This is a genomic window from Halanaerobium saccharolyticum (genome assembly GCF_003053565.1).
In the GTDB taxonomy this organism is placed as follows: domain Bacteria; phylum Bacillota; class Halanaerobiia; order Halanaerobiales; family Halanaerobiaceae; genus Halanaerobium; species Halanaerobium saccharolyticum_B.
Genome location: NZ_QAXS01000002.1, coordinates 23,298 through 47,971, shown reverse-complemented (window position 1 = coordinate 47,971; position 24,674 = coordinate 23,298). Strand labels below are relative to the sequence as shown.

General features: G+C 38.5%; 20 protein-coding genes and 1 other annotated feature (1 of these 21 only partly in view). Of the genes, 1 reads left to right on the top strand and 19 read right to left on the bottom strand.

Features of this window, described 5'->3' with window-relative positions; all coding sequences use genetic code 11:
• Positions 1-139: 139 nt before the first annotated feature.
• Together C8C76_RS01355 and C8C76_RS01350 are read right to left on the bottom strand one after the other, a co-directional pair.
• A complete protein-coding gene (locus C8C76_RS01355) occupies positions 140-724 on the bottom strand; it encodes an SPOR domain-containing protein (protein WP_108137928.1) in 585 nt (194 codons plus the stop codon).
• Positions 717-2,045 (bottom strand): bifunctional folylpolyglutamate synthase/dihydrofolate synthase, encoded by a 1,329-nt coding sequence (locus C8C76_RS01350; protein ID WP_108137926.1) that lies wholly within the window; start codon positions 2,043-2,045, stop codon positions 717-719. Before C8C76_RS01350 ends, C8C76_RS01355 begins: the two co-directional genes overlap by 8 nt.
• A gap of 130 nt (positions 2,046-2,175) precedes the next feature.
• On the opposite strand from C8C76_RS01350, the gene C8C76_RS01345 reads away from it, so the two are divergent.
• A complete protein-coding gene (locus C8C76_RS01345) occupies positions 2,176-2,607 on the top strand; it encodes a divergent PAP2 family protein (protein ID WP_108137924.1) in 432 nt (143 codons plus the stop codon).
• 150 nt (positions 2,608-2,757) lie between these two features.
• On the opposite strand, the gene tkt is transcribed toward C8C76_RS01345, so the two are convergent.
• The 17 genes from tkt to C8C76_RS01260 form a co-directional block, all read right to left on the bottom strand.
• Complete coding sequence (gene tkt, locus C8C76_RS01340) at positions 2,758-4,722, bottom strand: transketolase (RefSeq protein ID WP_108137922.1); 1,965 nt, start codon at positions 4,720-4,722, stop codon at positions 2,758-2,760.
• A gap of 146 nt (positions 4,723-4,868) precedes the next feature.
• On the bottom strand, positions 4,869-5,768 hold the full coding sequence (locus C8C76_RS01335) for a DMT family transporter (protein WP_108137921.1): 900 nt from the start codon (positions 5,766-5,768) through the stop codon (positions 4,869-4,871).
• Between the two features lie 24 nt (positions 5,769-5,792).
• Positions 5,793-8,129, bottom strand: a complete 2,337-nt coding sequence (locus C8C76_RS01330) for a glycoside hydrolase family 65 protein (protein ID WP_108137919.1) — start codon at positions 8,127-8,129, stop codon at positions 5,793-5,795.
• A 22-nt stretch (positions 8,130-8,151) separates the two neighbouring features.
• Positions 8,152-8,964: an Asp23/Gls24 family envelope stress response protein gene (locus C8C76_RS01325; protein WP_108137917.1), complete on the bottom strand. Its 813-nt coding sequence runs from the start codon at positions 8,962-8,964 to the stop codon at positions 8,152-8,154.
• A 101-nt stretch (positions 8,965-9,065) separates the two neighbouring features.
• A complete protein-coding gene (locus C8C76_RS01320) occupies positions 9,066-10,076 on the bottom strand; it encodes a LacI family DNA-binding transcriptional regulator (RefSeq protein WP_108137915.1) in 1,011 nt (336 codons plus the stop codon).
• Positions 10,077-10,290: 214 nt separating this feature from the next.
• Complete coding sequence (arcC, locus tag C8C76_RS01315) at positions 10,291-11,220, bottom strand: carbamate kinase (RefSeq protein WP_108137913.1); 930 nt, start codon at positions 11,218-11,220, stop codon at positions 10,291-10,293.
• 238 nt (positions 11,221-11,458) lie between these two features.
• Positions 11,459-12,697 (bottom strand): beta-ketoacyl-ACP synthase II, encoded by a 1,239-nt coding sequence (gene fabF / locus C8C76_RS01310; protein WP_108137911.1) that lies wholly within the window; start codon positions 12,695-12,697, stop codon positions 11,459-11,461.
• Positions 12,698-12,735: 38 nt separating this feature from the next.
• Positions 12,736-13,665: an ACP S-malonyltransferase gene (fabD, locus tag C8C76_RS01305; protein WP_108137909.1), complete on the bottom strand. Its 930-nt coding sequence runs from the start codon at positions 13,663-13,665 to the stop codon at positions 12,736-12,738.
• A 120-nt stretch (positions 13,666-13,785) separates the two neighbouring features.
• Positions 13,786-14,775, bottom strand: coding sequence for a beta-ketoacyl-ACP synthase III (locus C8C76_RS01300; RefSeq protein WP_108137907.1), 990 nt, complete (start codon positions 14,773-14,775; stop codon positions 13,786-13,788).
• Positions 14,776-14,953: 178 nt separating this feature from the next.
• Positions 14,954-15,559 (bottom strand): hypothetical protein, encoded by a 606-nt coding sequence (locus tag C8C76_RS01295; RefSeq protein ID WP_108137905.1) that lies wholly within the window; start codon positions 15,557-15,559, stop codon positions 14,954-14,956.
• 167 nt (positions 15,560-15,726) lie between these two features.
• Positions 15,727-16,164: an MOSC domain-containing protein gene (locus C8C76_RS01290; RefSeq protein WP_108137903.1), complete on the bottom strand. Its 438-nt coding sequence runs from the start codon at positions 16,162-16,164 to the stop codon at positions 15,727-15,729.
• A 17-nt stretch (positions 16,165-16,181) separates the two neighbouring features.
• Positions 16,182-16,706 carry a MogA/MoaB family molybdenum cofactor biosynthesis protein gene (locus C8C76_RS01285; RefSeq protein ID WP_108137901.1) on the bottom strand — a complete coding sequence of 175 codons (525 nt, stop codon included), beginning with the start codon at positions 16,704-16,706 and terminating at the stop codon, positions 16,182-16,184.
• Positions 16,690-17,184 (bottom strand): cyclic pyranopterin monophosphate synthase MoaC, encoded by a 495-nt coding sequence (gene moaC, locus C8C76_RS01280; protein ID WP_108137899.1) that lies wholly within the window; start codon positions 17,182-17,184, stop codon positions 16,690-16,692. Before moaC ends, C8C76_RS01285 begins: the two co-directional genes overlap by 17 nt.
• A 7-nt stretch (positions 17,185-17,191) precedes the next feature.
• The gene (gene moaA / locus C8C76_RS01275; protein WP_108137897.1) at positions 17,192-18,151 is read right to left on the bottom strand and encodes a GTP 3',8-cyclase MoaA; all 960 of its coding nucleotides are present in this window, start codon (positions 18,149-18,151) and stop codon (positions 17,192-17,194) included.
• Between the two features lie 13 nt (positions 18,152-18,164).
• The gene (locus C8C76_RS01270) at positions 18,165-20,078 is read right to left on the bottom strand and encodes a molybdopterin biosynthesis protein (RefSeq protein ID WP_108137895.1); all 1,914 of its coding nucleotides are present in this window, start codon (positions 20,076-20,078) and stop codon (positions 18,165-18,167) included.
• Positions 20,079-20,153: 75 nt separating this feature from the next.
• Positions 20,154-21,407, bottom strand: coding sequence for a molybdopterin-binding protein (locus C8C76_RS01265; protein WP_108137893.1), 1,254 nt, complete (start codon positions 21,405-21,407; stop codon positions 20,154-20,156).
• A gap of 263 nt (positions 21,408-21,670) precedes the next feature.
• Positions 21,671-24,325 carry a valine--tRNA ligase gene (locus tag C8C76_RS01260; protein WP_108137891.1) on the bottom strand — a complete coding sequence of 885 codons (2,655 nt, stop codon included), beginning with the start codon at positions 24,323-24,325 and terminating at the stop codon, positions 21,671-21,673.
• An 84-nt stretch (positions 24,326-24,409) separates the two neighbouring features.
• Positions 24,410-24,674 (bottom strand) — a binding site (T-box leader) (it continues 10 nt past the right edge of the window).

The following is a 24,674-nucleotide window of genomic DNA, read 5'->3' as shown; positions in this document are numbered from 1 at the left end:
TATAATTTCACCCCTTATATATTTTTTCTAAGAAAATTTATAATTGAAAAATTTACTATAAATTTAAATTTAGAATGCAAACCATAAATTATTATATACTAATTGTTAAATAAGAACAACACTATTTGAGAAAAAGATTTTATTCACGAATGACTATGAATCCAGGATATCCTTCTTCCTCCAGATCAGCAGCTGCAGATTCGGCCTCATCTCTATTTTTATAGCCAATTACCTGAACCTGATGAGGACTGCTATCTGTAATTAAAACCTGATAGCCAAGCTCTGAAACTGTTTCTTTTACTGTTAGAGCATTATTATAATTGGAAAAAGCTCCAATCTGGACCCCAAAGCCACCTGGCTCTTCACTATTTGGGGTAGAATTATCAGCAGTTGTTTCTTCTGGACTCTGCTCTGGTTCTGGAGCAGCTGTCTCAGTTTGACTTTGGCCTGCCTGCTCAACAGCAATCTGCTGTTCTTCTTCTGTAGGTGCGGTGAGATTATTTTGACTGTTATTTACTTCTTCTGATTCCGGCTTGCTTTCTTCCTGCGGCTCCTGAGTGACAGCAGGCGGATTCTGTGCCTGGTCTGCCATTTCTGGAGACTCATCCTCCTCTACCAGAAAAGAAATCAAATAGCTTCCGGTTAGATAACCAATAAATAGAGCAGCTATTGACATAAAAATAACTACCACAACTAAAGAAAATCCATTTTCTTTTTTATTCATTTTCTCCACCTCTAATATTATTTGACATAAATTCAACTCCAGCTTCAAAAACTGTATTGAATGAGCCAGCTGCAGCAATTAAATCAGCTTTTTCAGCATTCTCAAAAGCTGCTCGACTGGCATTGGATAAATTATTATAGATCTGATATTCAAATTTTTTCGATTTAACCTGCTCAGCTAAATCTTCAATTTTAATTGTCCTAAAAGAGTTATTTTCAGCCAGATAAAATTTTGGGCTGAGATTATAATTAATAAATTCTGTTAAAATAGCAGCAAGGTCCTTATCTTTAAGAACAGAAAAAACAAAATGCAGCTCTTTATATTCAGATTTAGAACTGCTAATATTTTTAAGCAGTTCTCTAAACGCTGCTGGATTATGGGCACCATCCAGAATGATCAGAGGGTTCTCATAAATTTTCTCCATTCTCCCCGGCCAGTAAATATCCGCCAGAGCCCGCTTAATTTCATTTTTTTCCACCGGATAGGAGTCTGATAATTCTTCTACAGACCTTAAAGCCAGCGCAGTATTTACAGCCTGATGTTCGCCCAAAAGTGATAGTCGATATTCAGCTTTATTTTTCCCTTTTCTTTTTAAATGGATAATATTTTCTCTTAGATTACCACTGCTCTTAATTAAATCATATTCCTTACTTAAAGCAATAAACTTTGAATTTTTAGCTCGAGCTTTATTTTGGATCACACGGAGTGCTTCAGGCTGCTCAATAGCCGTAATTACTTTAGAATTTTCTTTGATGATTCCTGCTTTTTCAGCTGCTATTTCAGCAATTGTGTCTCCCAGAAATTCCCGGTGTTCCAGACTGATATTGGTAATCAGCGATAAAAGTGGTTTTTTAACAATATTAGTAGCATCAAGCCTGCCTCCGAGTCCGGTTTCCAGAATTACTATTTCTGGGTCATGCTGTTTAAAATATTTGAAAGCGGTGGCAGTTACAATTTCGAAAAAACTGGCTTCTACCCCGGTCTGCTCTTTCAATTTTTCAGCTGCCAGTTTAACTTCAGCAGTGATTTCTTCCAGTTCATAGGTCGAACAGGGCCTGCCGTTTATTTTAATCCGCTCATTAAAATGAAAAAAATGAGGTGAGCTGTAAAGAGCAGTTTTATAACCTGCTTCTCTGTAAATTCGTTCTAAAATAGCTGCAGTTGAACCTTTACCATTTGTCCCTGCAATGTGTATTACATCTAAATCACGCTGCGGGTTTCCTAGATACTTCAGTAATTTTCTGATCCGCTCCAGGCCCGGTTTATAGCCGGCTTCGCTTCCAAACAGCGATAAAGAATTTATATATTTAAAAGGATCCATAATTTCCTCCAGTTCTATATTTGCATTAAATAGCATTTTTAAGATAAAATATATTAAGGCACTATTATTATTATACACAAAAATGGAGAAAAGAACAAAAATTAATATCTAACTATTTGGGGGAGATCACATGTCATTACTGGGAGTATCAATTTTTTCGCTTTTTGCAGCTCAATTTTTAAAAATATTTTTTATTAGACCAATGAATTTTTATACCTTTTTCACTTCTGGAGGAATGCCCAGCTCTCACTCTTCTTTTGTTTCAGCTCTCACAATTACAGTTGGCTTAAAACACGGCTTTTCTTCTGACCTTTTTGCCATTGTAACTGTTTTCGCTTTAATTGTAACTTATGATGCCAGTGGTGTCCGGCGGGCAGTAGGCCAGCAGGCAAATGTCTTAAACAATCTGATCAAACACCTTGAAAATAAATCCTCTGTCAAAGAGAGACAGCTGTTGATCAAAGAAGATTTAAAAGAATTAATCGGCCATACTCCTTTTGAAGTATTTGCTGGAGTTCTGCTGGGAGCAGTAATAGCACTTTTAAACTGGTATTATATTTAATTAAACTTGAAAGTGGTTTATAAAAATAAAAACCATCAGCTAAAAGGAAGAAAATCCGCCCAACTGATCAGCTAACTGATCTGCTCTGGACGGATTTTTTCATTTACTCAATCCTGATTAAATATTAATTTTTCTAGTACTTATATTATACTATTTTAAAGCTGCTTCAATCTCTGCTGCAACTTTTTCTGCTTTAAAGCCTAATTCTTCTCCAACTTCCTGACCTTTTCCACTTAAACCAAAGCGGTCAAGTCCGATAACCAGGCCGTCTCTACCAACAATTTTGTACCAGCCAGTTGTTACTCCTGCTTCGACTGCTACTCTTAACTTAACTTCTGGCAGCTTATGATCTGCTGCATATTCTTCGAACTTTCTTCTTTCTGGTACTGATACTACTGCAGCTTTGATACCTTTTTCTGCAAGAAGTTTAGCACTCTCTTCTGCCAGGTTAACTTCACTACCGCTGGCAAAGATCATTGTATCTGCATCTTCTGGTTTGCTGACAAAGTAGCCGCCATTGTTGAAGTTATCCAGACCCTGATATTTTTCGATATGCTTTAAGTTCTGTCTGGTTAGAATTAGAGCTGTTGGCTGGTCTGTTGTTTCCAGGGCTTCTACCCAGGCAGCCTTGGCTTCTTCTTCGTCTCCAGGTCTTAAAACTTTAAGTCCGGGGATAATTCTTAAGGATTCAACATGCTCTATCGGCTGATGGGTTGGTCCATCTTCTCCAACAAAGACTGAATCATGAGTAAAGACATAGATTACAGGCTGCTTCATTAAAGCTGCCAGTCTGATTGCCGGACGCATATAATCAGCAAAGGTTAAGAAGGTTGCTGCAAATGGTCTTAGGCCCTGGTGTAAGGAAATACCATTAACAATGGCTCCCATCGCGTGTTCTCTGACACCAAAGCGGAAGTTGCGGCCGGAGTAGTTACCTTTCTGCACCTCTCCGTATTCTCCGTTATAGGTTTTAGTTGAAGGAGCTAAGTCTGCTGAACCACCAACTAAATAAGGTACTACTTCAAATACTTTGCTTAAAGCTGCTCCAGCTGATTTTCTGGTAGCTATTGGAGCTTCTATCTCTAAGTCCATAATTTCTTCTTTTAAGTCAACAGGAAGTTTGAGGCTCATTGCCTGATCCCATTCTTTTTTCAGTCCAGGGTTTGCTTCAGCCCAGGCTTTAAACTCTGCTTCCCATTCCAGTCTTTTATCCTGCATCTCAGCCGCCTGCTTGCGGAAGAATTCTTTGACCTCATCTGAAACATAGAATTTCTTGTCTAGAGGCAGTCCAAACTTTTCTTTTAAGCCTTTGATCTCATCTTCTCCTAAAGGTGCACCGTGAGCATCTGCTGTATCCTGCTTGTTTGGTGCTCCTAAGGCGATATGAGTTTTAGCCATAATTAAGGTCGGTCTGTCTTTATCAGATTTACCCTGGTTGATCGCATCTCTTAGCTGATCGATATTGTGTCCGTCTACATTTTCTATTACCTGCCAGCCAAAAGCCTTAAAGCGGTCGGCTACTGATTCGGTAAAGGACAGATTGGTGCTGCCGGCAATAGAAATATCATTATCATCATAGATTGCAATTAACTTATCAAGACCTAAATGTCCGGCCAGTGATGCTGCCTCAGAGGTGATACCCTCCATCATACAGCCATCACCCATAATTGTGTAGGTATAGTGGTCTACAATTGTGTGTTCTTCTGTGTTATATTTTTCTGCCAGCATCTTTTCGGCTAATGACATTCCAACTGCATTGGTAAAGCCCTGGCCTAAGGGTCCGGTTGTGGTCTCTACTCCATCTGTTTCTCCATACTCGGGGTGACCTGGTGTTTTAGAATGGAGCTGTCTAAAGTTTTTCAGGTCCTCCATGGAAAGATCATAACCTTTTAGGTGTAAAAATGAGTATAAAAATGCTGATCCATGTCCTGCTGACAGTACAAAACGATCTCTATCCGGCCAGTCTGATTTTGAAGCATCCATATCCATTACTTCTCCGAATAATAGGGCACCAATATCAGCACAGCCAATCGGCATTCCTGGATGACCAGAATTTGCCTTTTCTACAATGTCTGCAGATAATCCTCTTACTGTATTTGCAACTTCTTTTAACAAAATTTATCCCTCCCAGAATTAAATAAAGTTTTCTCAACTATTATTTTATATGTTAAGCCATAAAATGTCCAGTCAGACAAATAAATAATTTCAGTTTAAGATGCAGAAGTTTATTAATGACTAACAGAGTTAATTTAAGCCATAAATTAACTCTGAGCCTCATTTAACTCACTCCGCCTCCGTTTTTGATGGTTATTATAGACAGAGGCTAGATAAATTCCTCCCAGAATAAAAGCGCCTCCAATCATAGTTGTCAGTCTTACCTGTTCATTTAAGATTAACCAGGCTAAAAAGGTGGTTAAAATTGGCTCTCCCAGGATTGATAAAGAAACAATAGATGTTGAGAGATAGCGAACTGCATAATTGAGAATTGAATGCCCAATCAGAGTCGGTCCAACAGCCAGCGCCAAAAAGAGCAGATAATTATTTAAGCCGTGACCGGTAAAAGGAATATCAAATAGATAAACACCGATTCCTAAAAATATGGCGGCATATGTATATAAAATATAGAGGTAGGGAAAATAATCAAGTTTTTTTCGCACCCCTCTGCCGATAAAAAGATAGGAGGAGGCAAATAAAGCTGCCGAAAGAGCAAGAAAATTACCAAAAAGCTTATCCCCCAACTGATATAAATCTCCAATACTAATAACTGTACTGCCAATAACTGCCATAATAATCCCGATGACTGCTCCTTCTTTCAAATCTTCTCTGGCAAACAAATACTCTAAAATAATTGTGAACAGCGGCTGCAGGGCCACAAAAATAACTGAATTGGAAATATCAGTATACTGAATAGAACTAATCCACAAAATAAAATGAACCGCTAAGAGAAAACCGACCAGTAAAGGTCGGTAATCCAGAAAATAACGTGCCTTGCTTTTATGTTTGAAAAAGAAATAAGGACTTAAAAGCAGAACTGTAAATAACATTCTGTAAAAGGCAGTTATCAGCGGTGGTGCTGAAACTATTTTAATAAGTATTCCAGAGAGTGATAAAAAGAAAATTCCAACTGCAAGCAGTATATATATCTTTTTTTTAAAATCCATTTTATCACACCTGCTTTTTTAAATTTATTGTATTTCTACTTCCTGACTTAAATTACTTTCTTCCAGAACAATCAGCTGATCATAGTGCTTGAATTCTACTTTATCCCCGGAAATCAGCATATATTTAACCTGATTTTCTTTAACTGTAACCTCAATCTGACTTCCCTTAAAACGGAGTCTAAATTGATATTCATTCCAGCCGTCCGGCAGATGAGGATGGAAGTATAATTTACCATTAAACATTCTCATCCCACCAAAACCCTGCACCAGAGCCAGCCAGGTTCCACCCATACAGGCAGTATGAACTCCCTGATAGGCATTTTCATTATAATCATCCAGGTCAAGGCGAGCAGTCTGCATAAAGTAATTATAGGCCTGATTTTTGTAACCTATCTCTGAGGCCAGAATACTGTAAATTGCCGGAGATAGAGATGAATCATGGGTAGTTTTGGGTTCATAATAATCATAATTTCTAATCTTTAAATCACGGCCAAACTGATCCCCAAGCTGGAGCATCAATAGTATCACATCAGCCTGTTTGATCACCTGATAGCGCCAGATAATCAGCGGATGCCAGTTTTTAACCAGAGGCAATTCAGCATCAGGTATATTATCTACCTCAATTGGATTCTTATAAAGAAATGAGTCATCCTGAGGGGTGATTTCTAATTCCTCATTGTGCGGCAGATAAATATCTTCTTTAATTTCCTTCATCTCTTTAATTTCATTTTCGGTTAATCCTATCCGCTCTGAGAGTCTTTTGTATTTTTCAGGCGCTCTTTCTTTAATGATCTCAGCCATTTTAACCGCTGTATCCAGATTAAATTTAGCCATATAATTAGTGTAGGCATTATTGTTTACACCGGGTTTATATTCATCCGGACCGCAGACTACATTGAAGCAGAATTGATTATTCTTCATTGGAATATAGCTGCCCAGGCTGAGCCACATCCGAGCTGTTTCAATTAAAATTTCCAGACCGTAATTTTCAATAAACTCCTGGTCCCTGCTTACCTGGTAATAGAGATTAACAGCATAGGCAATATCAGCATTGATATGATACTGTACGGTTGAGCCCATAAAAAAGCCGGATGCCTCTTCTCCGTTAATTGTTCGCCAGGGGAATAATACACCATTAAGCTTCATCCGCTCAGCGTTTTTTCGAGCTTTATCTAGAGTATTATATCTAAAGAGCAGCAAATTTCTTGCTACTTCCGGCCGCTGAAAAGCATAAAAGGGCAGTATATAACTTTCTGTATCCCAGAAATAATGACCTTCATAATACTCACCACTAATTCCCTTGGCAGCTACACTTGTCTGACCATCCTTACCTGTAGCCTGCAGAATATGAAAAGCATTGAATCTAAATGCCTGCTGCAGCGAATCATCTCCATCAATTTTAACATCTACATCCTGCCAGTAACCTGACATAAATTCTGCCTGTTCTTCGACCAGGTTTTCAAAACCGGTAATTGAAGCTCTGGCAGCTGAAGCTCTAGCATCACTGAGAGGGTTTTCGCCCTCTTCCTGACTGTGATTGACCCCAACAATTTTATCGATTGTATATTCTTCACCCTCAACTGCACTGATGTCAAAAATCCAGTCAACCCGGTTATCGGATGATCTTTTTTTAACCTCCGCGTTATCCTTAGAGCGCTCATCAAGCAGATGTTCTACCACATAGGCAACCTTAAAGTTTGTGCTTTTAACTCTATGTAAAAGATGGCCGGTATTGGTATCAACTTCGCTTTCTATGACTTCTAAAGCTTTTTTATCCCGCAGGTGGTGGTGGTTGCTGACATCTCCATTGACAGCAGAATTAACACTGATCTTACCGGAAAAGTTTATCGCTTTAAACTGATATCTGATAGCCCCAATATGTTCCCTGCTTAAAGAAATTAAACGTGTAATTTTAACCTCTATCTTTCTTCCCTGGCGGTCTTCCCAGAGAATTTTACGCCTTAAAACCCCCTGCTGCAGGTCCAATTCGCGTTTGTAATCTAAGATCTGTCCCTTTAATAAATTTAATTTTTCTTCGTTAATATAGAGATTAATTTCACTCCAGTCAGCTAAATTAACCATTGTCTGACCATTTTGGGGTAAATTCGGAGCTTCTTCTCCATACATTATTTTTTCTGACGCATAAACTCCATTAATATAAAAACCTGGAGTTGAAGTATCTTCACTCCCCGGATAATCTTCTTCCAGAGTTCCCCGCAGTCCCATATAACCATTACCCAGAGTAAAAATAGCCTCATTGTGGTGGTTGTGGTCTAAGAGAAATTCTTCCTCAGTAATTTTCCAGGCCTGAGAAGGATAAATTGCCTCTTTATCCATTTTTCTGGCGTGATATGTTCTCAAATCAAGTCCCCTCCTTAAATTTTTATTCCCTCACTTTGAGAGAATATACTTCTATATTAATTTCTTTAACATTAATTCCTGTATTATTTTCCAGGTGTTCTTTTAAAGCTGCTTTAAATTCTTTAATAAATTTTCTAATTTTGATGCCATAGACAATCTCCAGGGATAAATTGATAAATAACTGGTTATTTGTTTCTTCAACTTTAACTTTTTTAAACTCGGTTATTTTAGGATATTTATTAATCAAATATTCAATTAGATCAACCAGAACCCGGTTACTAATACTTAAATTCCCGTAAAAGCTGAACCTTGGCCGAACAATACTTTTTTCATGTCTGACAGTCTGATTGTCTTTTTTAAAAAAGAGTTCTAAAGAGTGGAGTAAATAACCGGAAAAATCCTGCTCAACCTCAATTGTCGGCACTGGAATTACGTGTTTTCCCTCATTGTTGCGTACTGAAAGTGCTTTTTCTATTTCCTCTGCTGAAGAAATATCTTTAATATCAATATACTGATCAATTCCTCCAAGTTCAAGTCTTTCATCAATTCTTTCGACCATTCCAGTTGAAGTTCCCAGAATTAATATTTTATCTTCATTAAGTTTTTTTAGACATTTTTTAACTTCTTCCGTTTGTTTTTCATCAAAAAATAAAGCCCGTCTGATGGCTCCCATTTTACTTTCTTCTCTTTTGGCAGAGCTTCCCGCCATAATTTTACCGGCATAGATTAAAAGTCCATCATCAACTATCAGTGGAATCTGATACTGATTTGCCAGCAAAACTGCCCGGTGACTTTTCCCTGTTCCACTGGGTCCAACAAGAGCATATACTTTCATATTTTAAAATTACCTTCTTTCCTTAAAAAATAAAATAATTGACCTCAGGTTGATTATATATTTTTTTAGGAATAATTTCAATTTAATGTGAGAAGAAAGATTTAATTTATGTCCTGAACTGAATCTCTGACCACTAATTCAGGAGGATATAAAATATGTTTCCCTGCCAGATCCTGATTTTCAATTATTTTAATCAGGAGCTCGACAGCTTTTTCTCCCTTTTCCAGTCCTGTGTTTTTAATAGTTGTTAATGGCGGCTCTATATATTCGCCCATTTTAATTGAATCAAAGGCAATTAGCGAAAGATCCTCAGGAATTCTAATCCCTGCATCTTTCAGAGACTTAATAATTCCAAGTGCCATTAAATCGTTAGCAGCAAAAACTGCTGAAATTTCATTATAATCTTTGATCAAATTTTTGGCAGCTAAGTGGGCTCCTTTTTCTGTAAAATCAGATTCGATAATCCAATCCTCATTTAGCTGAAGATTATTCTCCTTTAAAGCCTGAAGATAACCTTCTAACCTGTATTTACCAGCCACCAAATTTAAAGGACCTGTTATTGTGGCAATTTTTTTGTGGCCCTTTTTTATTAAATAATCTACAGCCTGATAAGCCCCCAACTGGTTATCTGTATCAACCCAGGAAATATCTCTATCAGCCATGGGATTGCCATTAAAAACAAAAGGTATTTTATTTTCTTGAAGATATTTTATTCGCGGATCATTGAGTTGAGGTTCGGTTAGGATAACCCCATCAAAATTTATTTTTTGATTAATTTCTTTAAAAGATGCAAAGTTTTCTTTTTCAACTGGTGGAATAGTTAGACTGTACCCCTGCTGATAGGCTGCATTATTAACTCCATGCAGAAATTCCAGAAAAAAGGGGTCTGAAACGGATCGTGGAGCTGAAGGTAAAATCACAGCTATAATCTTAGTGTTTTTTTCTGCAAGTGCCTGAGCAACTTTATTTGGCTGATAGTTATATTTTCTGGCAATCTTTAGAATATTATTTTTGGTTTCTTCTTTGACTCTGCAGTCATTTTTTAGGGCACGAGAAACTGTTGATTTTGAAACTCCTGCCATTTCTGCAATATCAGACATTTTAATTTCCATTTATTATTCCCCACTTTTTAATTTTTGCAACCGGTTGCAAAAAAGTATAAAAAAATAATCTGTTAAAATCATAGCATTATATTTCTCTAATGTAAAGGCAATTGATATATTTTTATCAATTTAAATTAGTGAATACAAAGACTCAGGATAATAAGACTGCATAAACCATGTTAAAAAGGGAGTCAATTTAAAATCAACTCCCTCCACAAAATCATTATTTAACAATTATTGTTCCAGCCTCACCTTTTACAGCCCCGCTAACTTTATTTAAAGAGGTAATTACAGCTTTTTTTCCACCTTCTCTTACAAATTTGACTGCTGATTCTACCTTAGGTGCCATACTTCCTCTGCCAAACTGTCCTTCAGATAGATGTTTTTCGATTTCTTCAATTGTAATTTCGCCCAGAGCCTTTTCTTCAGCTGTACCATAATTTATCATCACATTATCTACATCTGTTAAAATTAAAAAGAAATCAGAGTCTGTATTCTGAGCCAGAATGCAGCCGGCCCGATCCTTATCAATAACTGCCTCAACACCCTTTAATTCGTTTTCCTTTTCTACTACTGGAATTCCGCCTCCTCCAGCAGCAATGACAATCCTCTTATTTTCGATTAAATCATTAATTAAATCTTTTTCCATTATTTTAAGTGGCTGCGGTGATGGTACAACTCTTCTCCAGCCGCGGCCGCTGTCTTCCACCCATTTTTCTCCCTTTTCTTTTTCCTGTTTTTTAGCATGTGCTTTATCAAAAAAAGGTCCAACAGGTTTTGAAGGGGTATCAAAGGCAGGATCATCCTGATCAACTAAAACCTGAGTTACTACTGAAGTACTATGTAGTTTAATATTTTTATCTTTAAAAACATTTAAAAGGCTGTTCTGAATCATATAACCTATAAATCCCTGGGTTTGAGCTCCACAAAAATCAAGGGGCAGTGCCGGAATCTTGCTGGCGGCAGCCTGCTGTAATAATATATTCCCAACCTGTGGTCCATTTCCATGGGTAATTACAATTTCATGGCCTGAGGCAGCTAATTCTCCAATCTGTAAACAACTCTGATAAACATTGTTCATCTGTTCAGCTGCTGTTCCTTTCTGTCCTGGTTTTAAAATTGCATTTCCACCTAAAGCAATTGTCAGTCTCATCCTATAACCTCCAGATAAATATTAATTTTAAATTAAAAAATTAAATATAATTTAACTATATAACAATAATATAATATATTTCTGAAAATTACAACATATTTTTAGAGAATAATGCCTAAATAGAAAAAAGACCTGCCGCCAGGCAGATCTCATTAAAAATAATTTTATTTGTGAATTCATTTACTTGTACCAGGTTCAAAACGGGGGTTTTGAACCTGGTACAAGAGTATATCTATTATTACTTATATTTTTTAATTACAATACAGGCATTCTGACCACCAAAACCAAAGGAATTACTTAAAGCAGCATTAATTTCAGCTTCTCCTGCTTTATTTGGCTGATAATCAAGGTCACAGCCTTCGCCTCCTTCTTCAAAATTCATAGTAGGAGGTACAACATTTTCTTTAACTGCCATAGCAGAAATAATTGCTTCAACTCCACCAGCAGCACCAAGTAAGTGACCGGTCATTGACTTGGTAGATGAAACTTTCAGCTTATAAGCATGATCACCAAATAGCTTTTTGATCGCTGTTGATTCGTACTGATCATTTAAAGGTGTTGATGTACCATGGGCATTAATATAATTGATTTCTTCAGGCTTCATACCTGCTCTTTCAACTGCTGCCTTCATAGCTCTAACAGCACCTTCTCCCTCTGGAGCTGGAGATGTAATATGGTAAGCATCACCGGAAGCACCATAACCAACAACCTCAGCAATGATATTAGCTCCCCGCTTTTTAGCACTTTCTAAAGTCTCTAAAATCATAATACCGGCACCTTCACCGATAACAAAGCCATCTCTATCCTTATCAAAAGGACGGCTTGCTTTCTCAGGCTCATCATTTCTGGTTGAGAGAGCTTTCATATTACCAAAACCTGCAACTGCAGAAGGTGTAATCGAAGCTTCTGTACCTCCAGCAATCATTATATCAGCGGCACCTCTCTTAATTGTCTCAAAAGCCTCGCCAATTGCTGTAGTAGCTGATGCACATGCTGTTACAGTATTCATATTTGGCCCCTTTGCCCCGGAATAAATAGCAACATTACCGGCAGCCATGTTAGAAATCATCATTGGAATAAAGAAAGGACTAACTCTTCTCGGTCCCCGGCTGTGAAGTCTTTCTACCTGTTCTTCAAAAACTTCAATTCCACCAATAGCGGAACCAACTATAACTCCTGTTCGATCAGCAATCTCATCAGTAATTTCTAAACCTGCATTTTCTAAGGCCTTCATTGCTGAAACAATTGCATACTGACTGTAAAGTGCAAGTCTTTTTGCTTCCTTGCGCTCTATGTAATCTCCTGGATCAAAATCTTTAAGCTCAGCTCCAATTTGACTTGGAAAATCGGCAGCATCAAAATTTTCGATTTTAGAGATACCTGATTTTTCAGCTTTAATATTTTCCCAGAATTCTTCTAATTCTGTACCCAAAGAATGAACAACACCTGCACCTGTAATTACAACTCTTTTACTCATTTAAATAATCTCCTCCTAAATCAATCTGATTAAATTTATTATTTTAATTTCTTTAATGTCTTTTTAAGGCTTTTTTCATCTTCAACATTATAGGCATTTAATGAGCGGTCAATTCTTCTCATCAGACCTTTTAGAACTCTGCCCGGGCCAACTTCAACATAATCTTCGTAGTCATCAGCTTTAAAAAGCTCAATAGTTTCTACCCAGCGCACACTGTTATCCAGCTGTTTAATCAGTGCAGCCTTAATCTCACTGCTTTCTTTGACATAATCAGCTGTAACATTGGCAATTAAAGGAATCTGAGCATCATTAAAATCAACTGCTTCGATTGTATTTTTTAGCTCTTCTTTTGCCGGCTCCATTAAGGGTGAGTGAAATGCTCCACTAACTGAAAGGGGAATAACTCTTTTGGCTCCCTTTTCGGCTAAGAGTTCTTCTGCTTTACCAACTGCTTCTACCTCACCAGAGATAACTACCTGACCGGGAGAATTATAGTTAGCTACTGTTACAATACCATCAACCTGATTTAAAACCGCTTCAACTTCCTCATCAGCAAGTCCAATCACTGCTGCCATAGTCCCTTTACCTTCTGGATCTGCCTGATCCATCAGTTCACCACGGCGGCGCACCAATTTTAAACCATCTTCAAATGACAGAACACCAGCGGCATGAAGGGCTGAATATTCTCCCAGGCTGTGGCCTGCTGCTGCAGCTGGCTCAAGTCCATTTTCAGCCAGAACTGCCTTCACCATAGCACTCACTGTATAAATTGCAGGCTGGGTGTTTTTAGTGTTATTTAGATCTTCTTCCGGACCATTAAAGATCATATCTTTAAGATCAAAATCCAGAATCTGATCGGCCTCATCTAAGACCTTTTTTGCTGCTTCATGGTTTTCATAAAGCTCTTTTCCCATACCTACATACTGTGAACCCTGTCCTGAAAACATAAATACTAAGTTGTCACTCATTTGAAAAGCCTCCAGTTAAATATTTTTTTCACTTAATCTTCCAGTATATTAATTTTACTTTTAAAATCATTTATTTAGAAATCTATTTTTTCTTTCAGTTTTTATAATTTATTAGAATAATTATTTAAGGTCATTCCACTCCATTACTGCAGATGCCCAGGTTAAACCGGCACCAAAAGCTACCAGTACTACCTTATCACCATTATTTAATTTCCCTTTTTCTTTTGCCTCTGCCAGCGCAATTGGGACTGAAGCAGCTGAGGTGTTCCCATATTCAGGCAGATTTACATAAACCTGATCATCGGATAACTTTAATCTCTTTGCTGCCGCTCCAATAATTCTGGTGTTTGCCTGGTGAGGAACAAGTAAATCAACTTCCTCTTTTTTAACTCCGGCTTTTTTGAGCACTTTTAGTGAAGCTTTCCCCATTGTTTTAACAGCGAATTTAAAGACTGGGGTACCTTCCATATAGAGATAATGACCGGCATTATCAATAGTCTCATGAGATGCAGGCTGTCTTGAACCTCCAGCTGGCTGATATAAAGTATCTGCACCTGAACCATCTGAACCTAAATCAGTAGCCAGAATCCCACCTTTATCTGCAGCCGAAAGAACTGCTGCTCCAGCTCCATCACCAAATAAGACACAGGTACCTCGGTCTTCCCAGTTTAAAATTTTGGAAAGCACCTCAGTTCCAATGACCATCACATTATCATACATTCCTGATTCAATAAAATTGGCCGCTACACTGACTCCATATACAAAACCGGAGCAGCCGGCCTCTAGATCAAATGCTGCTGCATTTTTGGCTCCTATTTTATCCTGAATAATACAGGCAGTAGCTGGAAACATCATATCCGGAGTAATTGTTGCTACTATAATCAAATCTAAATCTTCTGCAGCAAGTTTTGCATCTTTTAATGCTTCTTTTGCAGCTTCAACTCCTAAATCTGATGCCGCCTGATCATCAGCAGCAATTCTCCTTTTTTCGATTCCTGTTCTTGTTCTTATCCATTCGTCACTTGTATCTACTATGTCTTCTAAATCATGATTTGTCATTACTTTTTCCGGGAGATATTTACCCAGACCTGTTATAGTTGCTCTACGCAAAATATTCACCTTCCTTAGTTTGTCTATATGTAATTTATCACTTTTTCGACTCTTAGTCAAGTTTAGCAAAAAAAATAATAAGGGTACCGGGTACTTAGAAATATCTGGAATTTATTTGATAACAGGATTTGTTTTTGCTAAATATTTCCAGGTACCCGGTACCAGCATTCATTTTAGATTAGAATAAACCCAACTGACATTTCACTATTTTTACATCCTGTTCTTTAACAATTTTACCGATCTGAGGAACAGACATTTTAAGTAAATCAGCTAAGAGATGAGCCTGATAACAGGTCATTTTTTCGGGCTGAATTATAAAGGGCAGTCCATTGAGCTTCCCTGCAGAAAGTAGGGTATTGGTGTTAATCTTGATATTTGCTCTGTTTTTTACCATTTTAGCTGATTCCTTTTCTGGTTCATCTTTATTTTCTAAATAAAAAAGCAGATCCGGATTCAAAAAATTAATAATCGTATTTCCTTCGATAAAAAGTCTGTCTATATCATCATCGAGAAGGTTGCGGGCCAGCTGGTAGGCACTCGGCAGTTCTGCTGCAGGACTCTCTAAAAGTATTACTTTATCAGCTCCATGCTCAACAACTCTTGCTGTATCTGTACCTGCCTGATTAATTATTTTTGGATCATTAATCACCTTATATTGATCAAGTTCATTATTGATCGATGTTTTGATAACTGCTGTTTTGGCACAGCTGTCTTCTAACATTAAGGAAATTAAAGTCGTCTTACCAGCCTTACTGGCAGAAGCGCTGACTCCTATCATTTCCATAATTATTCCTCCTTATAGATTCAATTTATTGGTTAAAATCAATTGTGTTATTTTTCACCAGAAAGAGATCTTCCCAATAAAATAGTAAGGGATTATCAGTAAAAAATCAAATCTTAGTCAAAAATATTTTATATCCCCACTGTTTTAATGATTATTCTGAGCTGAGGCTACAGAATTTCTATTTTATCGCCGGCTTTAACTTCTCCACCTTTAATTACTCTGGCAAAAACTCCTTCTCTGGGCATTACACAGTCTCCAATTGTCTGCCTGATCTCACAGTCGTGGTGGCATTTTTTTCCGATCTGAGTTATTTCCAGTAAAATCTCTCCATTAATTCTGAGCTGCTGACCCACAGGGAGTTCAAATAAATTCTCTAGACCTTCAGTTGTAATGTTTTCGGCAAAATCACCAAAATTGAGTTCATAGCCCTGACCCCGCATCTTATCTATGCTGCTGCTGTCTAATAAGCTAAGCTGTCGGTGCCATTTACCGGCATGAGCATCACCTTGAAGCCCATAATTTTCAAGCAGCTCACCTTTATTAATTACTTTTTTGGTTGTTCCCTTTTCTTCACTCAAACAAACTGCCTTTACTCTTGCTTCCATTTACCACACCTCTTAATTTATTTATTTTTATGACTGTGCTGATGTTCGGTTATTTCTCCCTTTAAGATTTTAACACCGTGAGGAATAATTTCGATTACTGCCTCAAGACATTCACGGACTGCTTTGGGACTGCCGGGAAAGTTAATAATTAAAGTCTGTTTTCTGATACCCGCTCTGGCCCGAGAGAGTGCAGCCTGAGGGGTGATGGAAATTGTATCTGCTCTAATTTTTTCCGGGATTCCAGGCACCTCTTTTTCGATAACCGCCAGAGTTGCTTCTGGAGTAATATCTCTTTTAGCAAAGCCGGTGCCCCCGGTAGTTAAAATTAAATCAGCTTTTTTCTGGTCAGCAATCCTGCTTAAAGTCTCCTCAATCTCTGCTTTTTCATCGGCAATTATTTCTTCGTAGACAATTTCTGCCCCGATATTTTCCATCATTTCTTTAATTACCGGTCCGCTCAAATCTTTTCTTTCACCTCTTGAGCCCTTGTCACTGATAGTTAAAACTGCTGTTTTTATTTTGAAGTTATTCTGCTCGCTCATAGATTCCACTCTTCCCTCCGGCTTTATAAATTAGTCTAATATTATTGATTTCCATCGACTTATCAACTGCTTTGGCCATATCATAAATTGTCAGAGCTGCCAGATTTACAGCCGTCAGAGCCTCCATCTCAACTCCTGTCTGGCCGCTGTTTTTAACTTCTGCTGTAATTATTATTTTATCTTTAAAATCAAGGTCAAAGTCTACTTTAATGCTGCTTAAAAGCAGGGGATGGCACATTGGAATTAAATCTGAAGTCTTTTTGGCCCCGGTAATTCCTGCTATCCTGGCTGTTTCAATAACAGCTCCTTTTTTTAAATTACCCTTTTTAATCTTCTTTAAAGTCTCTGGCTTCATTTTGATTTCGCCAGCTGCTCTGGCTGTACGCTCACTTATTTCCTTCTTTGAAACATCTACCATTTTTACCCTGCCATTTTGATCTATATGGGAAAATTCTTTTTTTGAATTATCTTCACTCATCTTTATTTTAGCCTCCGATCTGGGACATATTTCTGCTGTAATCCTGCTGCTCAAAATTAAGATTATGACAGGCAGGTTTAATTTTTAAGGCCTGCCTGTAAGCAGCGATGATTTCTTTTTCATTAATACCGGCTAATTTAACTTCCTGATTTGATGCCAGGCATGGTTTAAACTTGCCATCGGCAGTCAGGCGCAGGCGATTACAGCTGCTGCAGAAATGTTCACTTAGAGCTGAAATAAAGCCGAGCTTTCCTGCTGCTCCTTCAATCTTAAAATAGACTGCCGGTCCACTACCCTTACTGACTGCAGGCAGAAGTTGATATTTTTCACTGATTAGTTCTTTGATTTCCTTTGTGCTGATAAATTTTTCTGCTTCAGCCTCCCCACCTAAGGGCATATATTCTATAAATCTGATGCTCAAATTTTTCTTTCGGCTTAGTTCAACAAAGTCAAATAATTCATCATCATTGACTCCGCGCATGACAACAACATTTAATTTGACTGGATCCAGACCGGCATTTAAAGCCGCACTAATCCCTTTTAATACCTCAGCCAGATTGTCTCTTCTTGTAATTTTTTTGAATTTTTCTGGTTTAAGAGTATCCAGACTGATATTTATTCGATCCAGACCTGCCTTTTTTAACTGCTGAGCTTTTTCTGAGAGTAAAACTGCATTTGAAGTCATAGAGATATCATCTAACTGAAGCCTGTTTAAATCTGAGATGAAATCTTCTACCCCCAGCCGCACCAGAGGCTCTCCTCCGGTAATTCTAACTTTTTTGATACCCAACTTAATTCCAGTTTCTACAATTTTTAAAATTTCTTCATAGCTTAAAATATCCTGATGATCTTTATTTTCGACTCCTTCTGCCGGCATACAGTAGCGGCAGCGGAGGTTGCAGCGGTCAGTTATTGAGATTCTTAAGTAATCTATTTCTCGACCCAGCTGATCATTTAGTTTCTGCATTTTGTGGCCTCCATTATAAATCCAGAATTTTAATTTCTCCGGTATTTCGGCACTGATAACCGCCCAATTTTTCAATTTCAGTTTTCAGCTGATCCTGACTAATCAATTCTATTAAAGCCTGAATTTGGGGCTGCTCCAGAATTTCTTCCCGGAATATTAGATCATACCTTTCCTCCGCCAGGGGCAGAAAATCAACTTCCATAACTTCTGCTGCAGCCCGAATACCTAAAGCTGCATCTGCTGAACCTCTGCCAACAGCTGCTGCTGCAGCGATATGGGTAAATTCTTCTTTTTCATAACCTGATATTTGCTCTGGTTCAATTCCGTTTTCTGCCAGCAAATAATCAAATAAAACTCTGGTGCCCGCACCCCGCTGTCGGTTAATATAATTAATCTCGGCTTCGGTTAAGTCCTGGAGAGCATTGATCTTTTTGGGATTACCCGGTTTGAGGTATAAGCCCTGCTCCCGGTGGACGAGATTAAGAACTACCAGTTTTTCGCCTTTAAAAAACCTCTGCAAATACGAAATATTATATTCTCCAGTTTCCGGGTCAAGCAGATGGGCTCCAGCCAGCTGTGATTCTCCCCGGCGGAGAGCAGTTAAACCTGCCATTGAGCCAACTGTCTGCAGTTTTAAATCAAAATTATAATTTTTTTGGTGCAGCTGATTCCTGATTAAATCCAGGCTCAGATCATGGCTGCCGATTAAAAGTAAATCATTTTTTATTTTATTTTTTTCCTTTAATAAAATCACGGGCGCCTTATCACCTGGATGCAGACCTTCTTTATTTTCGGCAATCCGCATAATTCCATCAGCCTTTAAAATTGATTCCATAGCTGATGAACCTCTTTTTAAAGGTACTGCTGTATACTTACCCTCAGCATCAACAGTTAAGTTAACCCGCAAAAATTCCTCCAGACCAATATCAGAGGGAACTTTTCTTTTTACTTCAGCTTCAATTTGATTAAAATCAGCTGCCTGTATTCCCTGCAGCTGAGATACCAGTTCCCGAACAAATAGCTGATTATCAAGCCAGGCAGAAAGTGGGTAGCCAGGCAGCCCAAAAACTGGCTTCCCGTCTATTTCAGCTGCTATCAATGGTTTGCCGGGCATTATATTTACACCGTGAAATAAAATTTCTCCCTTTTCTTTCAAAATATCAATTGTATAGTCTCCTCTGCCGGCTGAAGAACCGGAGAGAACAATAAGCATATCACTTTTTTCTGCCGCTGCTGTTAGAGCTTTTTCAATTAAATTCTTCTGATCGGGAATTATATCCGAGATTTTGACCTCTGCGCCCCATTTTTTTAAGGCAGCCCTCACCATCTGAGAATTAAATTCTACTAATTCTCCTCTTTTTGGAGCTGCTTCGGCTTCAACCAGTTCATCTCCGGTTGGAATTATTGTAATCTGCGGTTTCTGATAAACCTCAACTTCTGTTACTCCCGCTTCCAACAGGGCACCAATATCATAATCTTTTATCCGGTGAGCTGTTGTAACTAAAAGATTCCCTTTAACCGCACTCTCTCCGATCGAGCGAATGTGATTCCAGGCTGGAACTCCCTTTTCAATCTGATATGTGTTTTGATCAATCTGATTTACTTCTTCAATTTTTATTACTGCATTAAACTGCTCCGGAATCGGGTCCCCGGTATCTACAGCTACTGCATCTCTGCCAATTTTTAATTGAACTGGATTTCTCTCGCTGGCACCTGCAGTCAGCTGAGCTTTAACTGCTATTCCGTCCATTGCCGAAGCATAATAATCCGGAGCTGAGCGGGCAGCTTTAACTGCCTCTGCGCTAACTCTCCCCTCAGCTGCAGTAGTTTTGATTTTTTCAGTCGCTGTTCTTAAATCTTTAAAATTGTTTTTTAATTTTTTTAGAGCATCAGCAAGTGATATTTTATCTAAGTATTTTTTTACCATAGCCTAATTCCTCTCTTTAACTATTTATTTAAATCAACAAATCAATATATTTTTAGATTGGACCTGTTATTAATCTTATTCAATCAGAGTCAGCTCAACTAACTCTCCTTTTTCTTTCCCCTCCTGATTTCTGGGAACTCGCAAAAGAGCATCGCCATGGGCTAAATTGGTTATTAGACTTGATTTTCCCAGCAGAGGTTCTGCCAACAATTTGTTATTTTCTTTGATAATTCTAACCGGAATATATTCTTCTCGTCCCTTATCTGAAACCAGACTTCTTGTTAATTGAGCTTTGATTGGATATTTATTCTCTTTAATTCCAATTTCAGCTGCTTCTTTTTCGCCATTTAATACCCTTACAATCTCGGCAACTAAAATATTATTAACTGTCCAGGCAGATGCTGGATGGCCGGGAAGACCAATAACAATTGTATCCTCAATAACTGCTAAAATTGTCGGTTTACCTGGTTTAATTGCCAGGCCGTGCAGGAGAACTCCGGGCTCTCCTAAAGAATTAAGCAGATCAATGGTCATATCCTTGATTCCAACTGAGCTGCCGCCTGATATCAGGACTAAATCCTGACCCAGCTCATTTTTGACAGCTTCTTTTAGTTTTTCAAATTTATCTTCTACTATTCCCACTTTTTTGGCAGCTGCTCCAATTTTATTCAAATAAGAAGTTATAGAATAACTGTTAATATCTCTAATTTGACCGGCATCTGCTTCAGCCTCTGCTGAAATTAATTCGTCTCCAGTAGAAATAACTGAGACCTCTGCCCTGCTGAAAGCATTAAATTCAGTGATCCCGAGTCCAGCAAGTGCTCCAATATCGCGGGCCATTAGCTTATGCCCCTTTTTAAAGAGTAATTCACCTGCAGCTATGTCTTCTGCCTTCTGAACCAGGTTTTCGCCTGCTGCCAGTGATTTAAAGCTCTCAATTGTATTTTCATCAATTTTTTCTGTGTCTTCAATCATTAAAACCGCATCTGCACCTTCTGGCAGCATTCCACCCGTTGGAATAGCTGCTGCCTGACCATTTTTTAACTTCAGTTCAGTTCCCTTCCCCATTTCTATACTGCCTGCAATCTCAAAATAGGTCGGCATCGAAGCTGAAGCTCCAGCTGTATCAGCAGCTTTGACCGCATAACCATCAACTGTAGAGCGGCTAAAAGGAGGCAGATCAACTGGAGAAAAGATATCTTCTGCCAGAATTCTGCCTAAAGAATTTTCCAGATTTAATTTTTCTCTGCTCAAACTTTTATTACTTAAAAAAGATTTAATTTCTTCCCAGAATTTCTCCGGGGGATTTAATTCTAAAAATTCTCTCATAATAGATTATTCATCCCTTCCAACTGATATAAAAATATTCAAAAAATTTGGCTTCTCTATAAAATTTATTCTAGTTAAAAGTTGGAAATCCTTTTTTGAATATTAAAAAATAACGATATTAAAAATTAATTTATTTAAGAAAAATATAAAAAAGCCGGCAACAGCCAGCCTTTGTGAATTATATCTTTTTAACCAGGTCCAAAAAGGTTTTATTGTACCGGGTCCAAAACGACCGCTTTGGACCCGGTACCTTAACATTAAACTTACTCAGCTAATTCTTTTTTGCGTTCAATCAGCTTTTCTTTCTTTTCTCTGTATTCTTTGAGTTTCTGTTTTTCTCCTTCAACTAAATCGGCAGGCGCATTATTGACAAAGCCTTCATTATTTAGTTTACCTTCTGCTCTTTTGATTTCAAAATCCATCTCTTCTATTTCTTTTTCCATTCTTTCTATCTCTTTATCCAGGTCAATCATACCTTCAAGCGGCAGAATTACCTCAACCTCTTTAACTATAGAAGTTGACACCTTATCAGGTCGCTCAAGCTCATCTCCACCTATTTTTAGCTCTTTGATCCGGGCTAAGTTTTCAATATATTCTCGTCCTTCTTCTAAAATAGCAAGCTTGGCCTCAGGTGCAGCAAGCAGTGCTTTGATTCTGCGGCCGGGATTAACCTTCATTTCATTTCTGATATTTCTAACAGACTTGATCACACTCATCACCAGATCCATCTTTTCCACTGCAGCAGCATTTATATCCTCTTCATTTTTCTCAGGATACTGGGCCCGCATAATAGTCCCTTCAGTTCCCGGCAGTTTCTGCCAGATTTCTTCTGTGATAAAGGGCATTACAGGGTGCAGCAGTCTGAGCAGACTTTCTAAAGTATTGAGCGCATAAAACTGGGCTGTCAGTTTCGCTTTCGGATCTTCATCCTGATATAATCTGGCCTTGAGAAGTTCAATATACCAGTCACAGAACTCATTCCAGATAAAATCATATAAGGAGCTTGACATTTCCCCAAAATTATATCTCTCCAGAGCATCATCAATTTCTCCGGCTACAGTATTTAAGCGGCTCTGCATCCAGTCATCAGCCAGAGTTGGTTTTAAATCAGCCTCATCAACAGATTCCAGCTCAAAATCCTCCAGGTTCATCAGCACAAAGCGGGAAGCATTCCAGATCTTATTGGCAAAGTTGCGGCTTGCTTCCAGTCTTTCTTCTCTAAAGCGCATATCATTACCCGGGGTATTACCAGTAATCAAGGTAAAGCGCAGCGCATCTGCTCCAAATTGATCGATAATATCTAAAGGATCAATTCCATTACCTAAGGATTTACTCATCTTTCTTCCCTGAGCATCACGAATCAGACCGTGAATATAGATATCTGAGAAAGGTTTTTCATCCTGGAATTTAAGTCCCATAAAGATCATCCGAGCCACCCAGAAGAAAATGATATCTCTACCGGTTACCAGGACATCAGTTGGATAAAAGCTCTCTAAGTCAGCAGTCTCTTCCGGCCAGCCTAAGGTTGAAAATGGCCAGAGTGCAGATGAGAACCAGGTATCTAAAACATCCTCATCCTGACGCAGATTGGTGCTGCCGCAGTTGGGACAGCTCTCAGGTTCTTCTTTACTTACAATTACCTCATCACAGTCATTACAGTAATAAACCGGAATTCGGTGGCCCCACCAGAGCTGACGGGAAATACACCAGTCGCGGATATTATTCATCCAGTTCATATATACTTTGGAAAAGCGGTCAGGCACAAAATTAATATCGCTATCTTCAACAGCTTCAATTGCCGGCTCGGCCAGGGGCTGCATCTTAACAAACCACTGCTTGGAAATTAAAGGCTCAATTACTGTATCACAGCGGTAGCATTCACCAACATTGTGCATATGGTCTTCAATTTTAACCAGCAGACCTTCTTTTTCAAGGTCCTCAATTACCTTTTTGCGGGCCTCATAGCGGTCCAGTCCGGCATAAGCTTCACCGGCAGCTTCGGTCATTTTAGCATCTTCATCGATTACAGTCACAATCTCTAAATCATTGCGGCGGCCGATCTCAAAGTCATTTGGGTCATGGGCAGGTGTTACCTTAACCATTCCGGTTCCAAATTCACTGTCTACATATTCATCAGCAATGATTTCGATTTCACGGTTAACTAAGGGTACAATTACCTTTTCTCCAACCAGATCTTTGTAGCGCTCATCAGATGGGTGAACAGCAATTGCAGTATCTCCAAGCATTGTTTCCGGTCTGGTGGTAGCAATTGTAATATAGCCCTCCCGGTCTTTATAGGGATATTTGTAGTGATAGAATTTACCTTCCGTCTCTTTGTGTTCAACCTCGATATCACTTAAAGTAGTGTGGCAGCTTGGACACCAGTTAACAATATAGTCTCCCTGGTAAATTAAGCCTTCCTCATATAATTTAATAAAAACTTCTTCTACCGCATCTGAGCAGCCTTCATCCAGGGTAAATCTCTCCCGGGACCAGTCACAGGATGAGCCCATTTTTTTGAGCTGATTGGTGATTCTGGTTCCGTATTCTTCCTTCCACTCCCAGGCTTTTTCTAAAAACTCATTCCTGGTCATATCTTCCTTTTCTATTCCTTCTTCCCTCATCTTATCTACAACTTTAACCTCAGTTGCAATACTTGCGTGGTCAGTACCGGGCAGCCATAAGGAGCGGTAGCCCTGCATTCTCTTCCAGCGGGTTAAAATATCCTGTAAGGTATTATCCAGGGCATGGCCCATATGCAGCTGACCTGTGATATTTGGGGGAGGCATCACAATACTAAAGGTCCCCTTCTCATCTTCTCTTTTTTCCCTTGGTGCAAAATAATTGTTTTCCAGCCAGTACTCATACCATTTATCTTCGGTTTTGGCCGGATCATAAGTTTTTTCTAAGTTTTCCACTTTTATTCCCCTCCATTAATAATAATCTAAAATCACTAAAATTTAATAATTATATCTAAGGTATAAAAAAAGCCCTCTCATCCAGTTAAGGACGAAAGAGCGTTTAATTCGCGGTACCACCTTAGTTCTTCCTGCTTATACTGCAGAAAGCTCTCATTAGTTAACGACTGCTGTGCCGCTGCTGATTAATTCAGATTATAATAACAGCAATTAGCTGCTCTGCTGCTATTTTTAAATCCGCCTGGTCAGCAAAACTCAGAGACGACTTCATTTTCTTTAACTGCTGGAATCTTACAGCCGCTGGATTCCATTCTCTTTCAGCTTCAAGGAAAATTACTACTTCTCATCA

Coding starts and splice junctions, on each gene's coding strand:
- C8C76_RS01320 (WP_108137915.1), bottom strand. CDS start 10,076: ATGGAAATTAAAATGTCTGATATTGCAGAAATGGCAGGAGTTTCAAAA.
- C8C76_RS01270 (WP_108137895.1), bottom strand. CDS start 20,078: ATGGTAAAAAAATACTTAGATAAAATATCACTTGCTGATGCTCTAAAA.
- C8C76_RS01285 (WP_108137901.1), bottom strand. CDS start 16,706: ATGAGCGAGCAGAATAACTTCAAAATAAAAACAGCAGTTTTAACTATC.
- C8C76_RS01350 (WP_108137926.1), bottom strand. CDS start 2,045: ATGGATCCTTTTAAATATATAAATTCTTTATCGCTGTTTGGAAGCGAA.
- arcC (WP_108137913.1), bottom strand. CDS start 11,220: ATGAGACTGACAATTGCTTTAGGTGGAAATGCAATTTTAAAACCAGGA.
- C8C76_RS01335 (WP_108137921.1), bottom strand. CDS start 5,768: ATGGATTTTAAAAAAAAGATATATATACTGCTTGCAGTTGGAATTTTC.
- C8C76_RS01290 (WP_108137903.1), bottom strand. CDS start 16,164: ATGGAAGCAAGAGTAAAGGCAGTTTGTTTGAGTGAAGAAAAGGGAACA.
- moaA (WP_108137897.1), bottom strand. CDS start 18,151: ATGCAGAAACTAAATGATCAGCTGGGTCGAGAAATAGATTACTTAAGA.
- fabD (WP_108137909.1), bottom strand. CDS start 13,665: ATGAGTGACAACTTAGTATTTATGTTTTCAGGACAGGGTTCACAGTAT.
- moaC (WP_108137899.1), bottom strand. CDS start 17,184: ATGAGTGAAGATAATTCAAAAAAAGAATTTTCCCATATAGATCAAAAT.
- C8C76_RS01325 (WP_108137917.1), bottom strand. CDS start 8,964: ATGAAAGTATATGCTCTTGTTGGACCCAGTGGAACAGGGAAAAGTCAC.
- fabF (WP_108137911.1), bottom strand. CDS start 12,697: ATGAGTAAAAGAGTTGTAATTACAGGTGCAGGTGTTGTTCATTCTTTG.
- C8C76_RS01355 (WP_108137928.1), bottom strand. CDS start 724: ATGAATAAAAAAGAAAATGGATTTTCTTTAGTTGTGGTAGTTATTTTT.
- C8C76_RS01295 (WP_108137905.1), bottom strand. CDS start 15,559: ATGGAAATGATAGGAGTCAGCGCTTCTGCCAGTAAGGCTGGTAAGACG.
- C8C76_RS01265 (WP_108137893.1), bottom strand. CDS start 21,407: ATGAGAGAATTTTTAGAATTAAATCCCCCGGAGAAATTCTGGGAAGAA.
- C8C76_RS01345 (WP_108137924.1), top strand. CDS start 2,176: ATGTCATTACTGGGAGTATCAATTTTTTCGCTTTTTGCAGCTCAATTT.